1 protein-coding gene is annotated in these 5,549 nt (G+C 53.6%); it reads right to left on the bottom strand.

Features of this window, described 5'->3' with window-relative positions; genetic code table 11:
* A partial coding sequence (locus BHW66_RS02755) for an autotransporter-associated beta strand repeat-containing protein (RefSeq protein ID WP_286688876.1) occupies nt 1-4,985 on the bottom strand: 4,985 nt, incomplete at its 3' end.
* Nucleotides 4,986-5,549: the final 564 nt, after the last annotated feature.

The following is a 5,549-nucleotide window of genomic DNA, read 5'->3' on the forward strand; positions in this document are numbered from 1 at the left end:
TTGACGCCCATGAGGGTGGTCCGGTTCCTGATCCAGCCCATCTGGTCGCGCAGGGCGTCCCTTTGCGCCGTCCCCAGCGCGTTGACCGTGCTCCCAGCCACTGCTGTCAAAGCCCTGGATGCCCCCGCCAAGTCGGGATTATCTCCCGTAATCATGGTGCTGATGGAATGCATCGCCTGCCCAAGCTGGGAAGTGGCATCCAGATTATTTTTTGCCTCCCACAGAAGTTCGGAACCTGCTCCGGAATTATGGGAATTCACCGCAGGTGTAAAAATATTGTCCTGCTGCACCGTGGCATTCAGCACAATATGATTGCCCTTCCGGCTCATGGTCGCATCCTTGTAATAAACGGCAAACAGGCCGGAAGTCCCCACGGATATGGATTCCCCCTCCGTCAGTCCGTCAATCGTGTCTGCTGTCATCAGCACCACGCCGTCCAGGTTGTCATACGTTCCCAGCCCCGTGTTGCCTTCCATGTTGGCAAGAGAGAATCCCGCCCCATTTCCAATAGTGATGGAATCCGCCGTCAGCATAGCGGAGCCGAAAGGATCAGACGCACTTAAATTATAAACGAATTCCGTCGTAGAGCCGCTTTGAAAATCAATGCTGCCGACGTTTAAGGAGGTATTGGAGTCTCCGGCTTCATGTCCAATGGCTTCAATACGCAGGGTGCCGGCAGAACCTACTGCAACATTACGGTAATCAAGCGCGGGGGCGTCAGAAGTGCCTTTTAACACCAGCGTTCCCCCTCCATGAACGCCCAGGTCATACGTAGAGCTTCCTGTCTGCATTACCTGGGTTACGCTGCCGGATACGTCAATACCTCCCTCTCCATCCAGCGTACCGGAGAAAGAACCGTTTCTGACGAAAGCGGAAGAGACAGACAGGGTGCCGCCGTTCAACGCCAGCGTTCCGGAACCGGAGAGGGACTGGATGGATTTTTCCCCAGCCCCGGACAGGCCCAGCGTTCCGTTCAGCGTCACGGAAGTTCCGGACAGGCCGGCTTCCCCCGTCAGGGAGAGGGCGGAACCTTCCTGAATATTCAAAATCCCTGCTCCGGAAATGGAGGTCGCCTGGTCCAGGACGGAATCTCCGGCGGTCTTGAGTGTTCCCCCCGCAGCAATCTCCAGGGAACCGCCTTCATCTTCATCCGACAGAGTGGCTGTGACAGTCCCACCAATCACGGTACGTGCAATTGCATCTGCAGAAGCGGAGGACAAAGCCAGCGTGCCGATATTGTTGACGCTCCCGTTCAGAACCAGTGTGCCTTCTTTGGCAATCACGGCATTGGATGTACTGACGCTCCCATTCAACACCAGCGTCTTTTCTCCTGTTTTGACCAAGTCCGCACCGTTTCCGTTTACGATAAGATTTCCGTTAAAAACGGAATCGTCCAAATCGTTGGCCAGTTCAATATTCAAGGAACCTTCTCCGGCGACATTCACTGCCAGGTTGCCAGTAGTGCCGGTGCCGGAGGAAAGATGACGAACGATGGTCTTGTCCGTATTAGATGCGGGAACATCAAAATTCAGAGAAAGATCCTTATCAACAATCACTTGGGCATAGGAATTCAAAGCCGGAATTTCCGTCACTGAGGAACCGTCTGCGGAAGCAATATAAATCTGGTCCGTTCTTCCGGAAATGATAATGTTTCCTCCATCCACTCCCTGGATGCCGAACCCCAGGCTTTCCAGCGTGGCATTAAACGTAAGATGCTGGTTGAGCCACGCTACCAGACCGCTGTCCGGCAATCCGGTAATCGTCCCGTCTGTCAGCAGAATACCGACAGAATCCAGTTCGCGCATGGCAATCAGGATATCCGTATCAATATCCATGTGCAGCGTGAGATCGGAAGAATCTCCGCCTAAGGAAACAGTCCCTGTAGCCGCATCATTGAACTGAATCAGACTTTTCTGGTCTCCGTCAGAGGCATACGTGGTATTTTCCACCCCCACATGCAGGGCATTATTCCCCGTCAGCGTCAAATTTCCCGTCAGGCCGGTAATGGCCGTTCCCGCCGTGGTGGTATTGATGCCTCCCACTTTGTCGCCGGACAGGCCTCCCAGGTCAATGTCCCCGGAATCAGCCTCCGCATTTACAGTTACGCCGCCCAACGTGGCGTAGGCCCCGGCATGTTGCAGCCCTCCTTTGGTAATAGCGACATTATTGGCAATCGCCTGGCCGTTCATATCCAGGATGGAACCGCCGTTGACTAAAACATCGCCAGTTCCCAGGGAACCGGCGCCCAGCGCCTTCACTGTGCCGCCGTTCAGCGTGGTTCCACCCTGGTAATCGTTGGCGGAGTTCAGTTCCAGAGCAGAGGAACCTGCAGACCTGTCCACCACCAGAGCCCCTGCTCCGGTAATCTGCCCTGCCCATGAGCCGGAAGCCTCTCCATTGCCCAGCTGAACCGTGCCGCTGGTAATGGTGAGCGTTCCCGTCGCGCTATTGTCCTGTGTTAGCACCAGCGTTCCGGTTCCGGCCTGTTCCACCCTGGCGTTCAAGGCCCCTTCTGCGCCTACGGTGGCGTTCATCAGTATAATATCGTTGGTGTAGGAGAATTTAAACTGGCTTGTCCCTCCGTCAGCCTTCAAAACCACTCCATCCCCAAAAAGCTTTCCATCATTCAGAACTGCCTCCGTATTGTTGCCGAATGCCCAGGTAAACAGGGAATCACCCGTGTGGGAGAACGCTCCCTGGAACCCGGTCATATCTCCCGTCAAATAAGCGAACGCATTGCCCAGAGCCGTGGTCATGGTGCCGGAACCGGTAAACGCCCCGCCAAAGTAATAGGAATTTCCGCTTCCCCCGTTCAGATAGGAACCTTTCTCCAGAACATTGATTGCTGCCATGACGGCGGTATCCGCCGAATTGGCGGTTCCCAGCCAGAACCCGCGTCCATTCAGGGTTACCGTTCCTCTTCCCATACTGGCAGCAGTAGCAAACTGAAGATCGCGGGCATCATTCGCATTCCCCGGATTATTGTTCAGTCCGGTCGCCACCAATTCCCCGGTAAACGAAGAATTATCTCCGGAAATATAAAAACGGGATTTGGCAGCCTGGTTGTCCAGCTCAATCCGCCCCGCTCCGCTCATGCCGTTGATGACGATATTGGCATTGTCTCCGGCAGATATTCCGTTAATGGTGCTGGAAATGGCAAGCGTCCCTCCTGCATTTACCGTAACTCCCGCGGAAAACTTCGTCTGAACATTGCCGGAAGCAATGGACACGCCTCCTTCATCTACTGTCAGGCCCCCCGTATACACGGCGCCGCCGAGAGTCAACACACCGTTCCCGGACTTTTCCAAGTTCAGAGCCTTGTAATGATCTGCGGAAGCCCAGCTTACGTTATTACCGTTGGTATCCACTTTCACGGAACTTTTGCTCGTTGTGGAAATCTGCCCGGAAATATCCGCCGTTACCCCTGTTCCATACCGGAGGGTACCGCCGTCAAATGCCAGATCACCTGTGCCTAAAGCGGCATCATTCCCCATTTCAAGCGTTCCACCCCCCAAAATGACCTTTCCGGCATAATCAGCATTATCCATATTAATGGTCAGCTTGGCACTGCCGGTCTTCTCCAGATTACCGCTGCCTTCCAGAGCACCTCCTTCATCTGCGGCATTCCACACATAATCCGTCGTATCCGCCTGGACCATCATGATTGAGGGAGAGACAACTCCATCAATGGTTACTGTTTGCAGAGAACTTCCGTCAATATCTCCCATGACCACTCCGGAAGCATTATTGTACACACCTTCATTTTTCCACGGTGAAGAAGCCGGAGCAGTTACAGACCATATCCCGTCGCCGCCTTTCCATTCAAGCAAAGCCACCTGCTCCACAACCAGGGTAAGATTATTGTTTTCCGTGCTCCATGAACCCAGAAGATTGTCGCCCAGAACGAAAGAGCTGGCAGGGACTCCCTCTACGGAACCCGCATGAACCAGACTGTAGGAACCCTCCGTCCAGGCTACGCCTTCCATCGTTCCCTGCCCCAGAAGCAATTCACTGCCCACGGTCAGCGTTCCTGTTACATTAAGCAAATATGCTCCAGAAGCCGGAAGAGCGGAAAAATTCAGAAGAGACGCGTTTCCCAGCGTCAAATTCCCCGTAATGGTACCTGAAGAACCCAGTGTCAAAACGCCGGCATTCGCAATGCCAAGCGTCCCTCCGTTCATGTTCAGGACAGCGGCATTGGAAAGACTGACACTGGCAAACCGCGTGGCAGCATTCACGTTCATGCCGGAAGAACCGCTCACGGCCAGGGCATTGTTATAAACAGCATCGTGCTGGGCCGTTATATTGCCGCCGTTTAAGCTGACCGATCCGGACCCCAAAGCCGCGGCATTGTTCAGTTGAACGGTCGCCCCATGGGAAATGACCCAATCAGCCGTCATGGAAGACTGGGCAGCCGTATTCAGGATAAGGGTTCCCGCAAAACCGTCCGTCCCCACCGTCATCGTCCTGGCTCCCGTTCCAGCCGTTCCCAGACCACCGTAAATATTCATGGTCTTGCCGGAGGCAATGTTAAACAGGGCGCTGGAGTTGAAAACAACTCCGTTCCATACCTGGCTGGCAACTCCCAGAGAAAAATCCCCGCCTATGTCAAACAGCGTATACCCTTCTCCTCCATCACGTAAATTAACAGTGCGGTTGGAGCCGTTGCTTTTGGAAACGCTGAATCCATCGGAATTATCCGTAACGGTTATTCCCCCAAGTGAAAGCGTATTGAAAGAAGCCTGGAGAGCCTTGACCTGCCCCGTCATGCTACCCGCATCAAAACGCATGCTGTTTGTCGCCGTTCCGGCCCATGTTGCCGACCAGTTGCTGCTGCCGTAATCCGGAGTCCAGTTAGTATTCAAATGAACATCCACCGTCCCCCCCAGCCATGTATAGGTTTCCGCAACGGCATGCGGTGAGGAAACAGCAGCCATGCAGGCAAGCAGGGAGGACAAAAGACTTAAAGGGAGGTGCAACTTCATAGTTTTTAAAAGGGCGTATGTGAAATTCCTCCCGAAACTGACAGGAGGCTTTTTATCATCATTAGCGGATTAAAAATCCTCCTACAAGCTTAAACATTGATTCCGTAGGTGTTGCGCATCATCCAGAAGAGTATTTCCATGCTTTATCTGGTCTGGAATCAAGGGCATTCATCGTTCTATCCTTATCAGTATAAGCAAACAGGCGGGGCAACTCTGGTATATTGGCCCGGTTCCCATTACACGGCGAATTTTTAATCCGCTTTACGAATTCAAGCGACTGCGGTGAAAAAACAATTTTAATAAAAATCATTCCAATATATTGTAAAAACTACCTCCCCGCACCGTATCGGCTTTAGCGGGATTCCCCTAAGCAACAGAGCCGCTCCGGAATAATTCCGGAGCGGCTCTGGAGGGTCAGGAGGAAGGCCTTTCGGGGGGGGGCCCCCCTCCTTGTGTTTTCTCTTGTTAGAAGTCGTAGCGGTAGCCGACGCTTCCGTTGACCGAGCTGGACCCGTCACGGATGTCCGCGTTCCCGTTCACGTAGATGGTTCCCTTCGTTCCCAC

This window comes from Akkermansia sp. 54_46, assembly GCF_001917295.1.
GTDB lineage: Bacteria > Verrucomicrobiota > Verrucomicrobiia > Verrucomicrobiales > Akkermansiaceae > Akkermansia > Akkermansia muciniphila.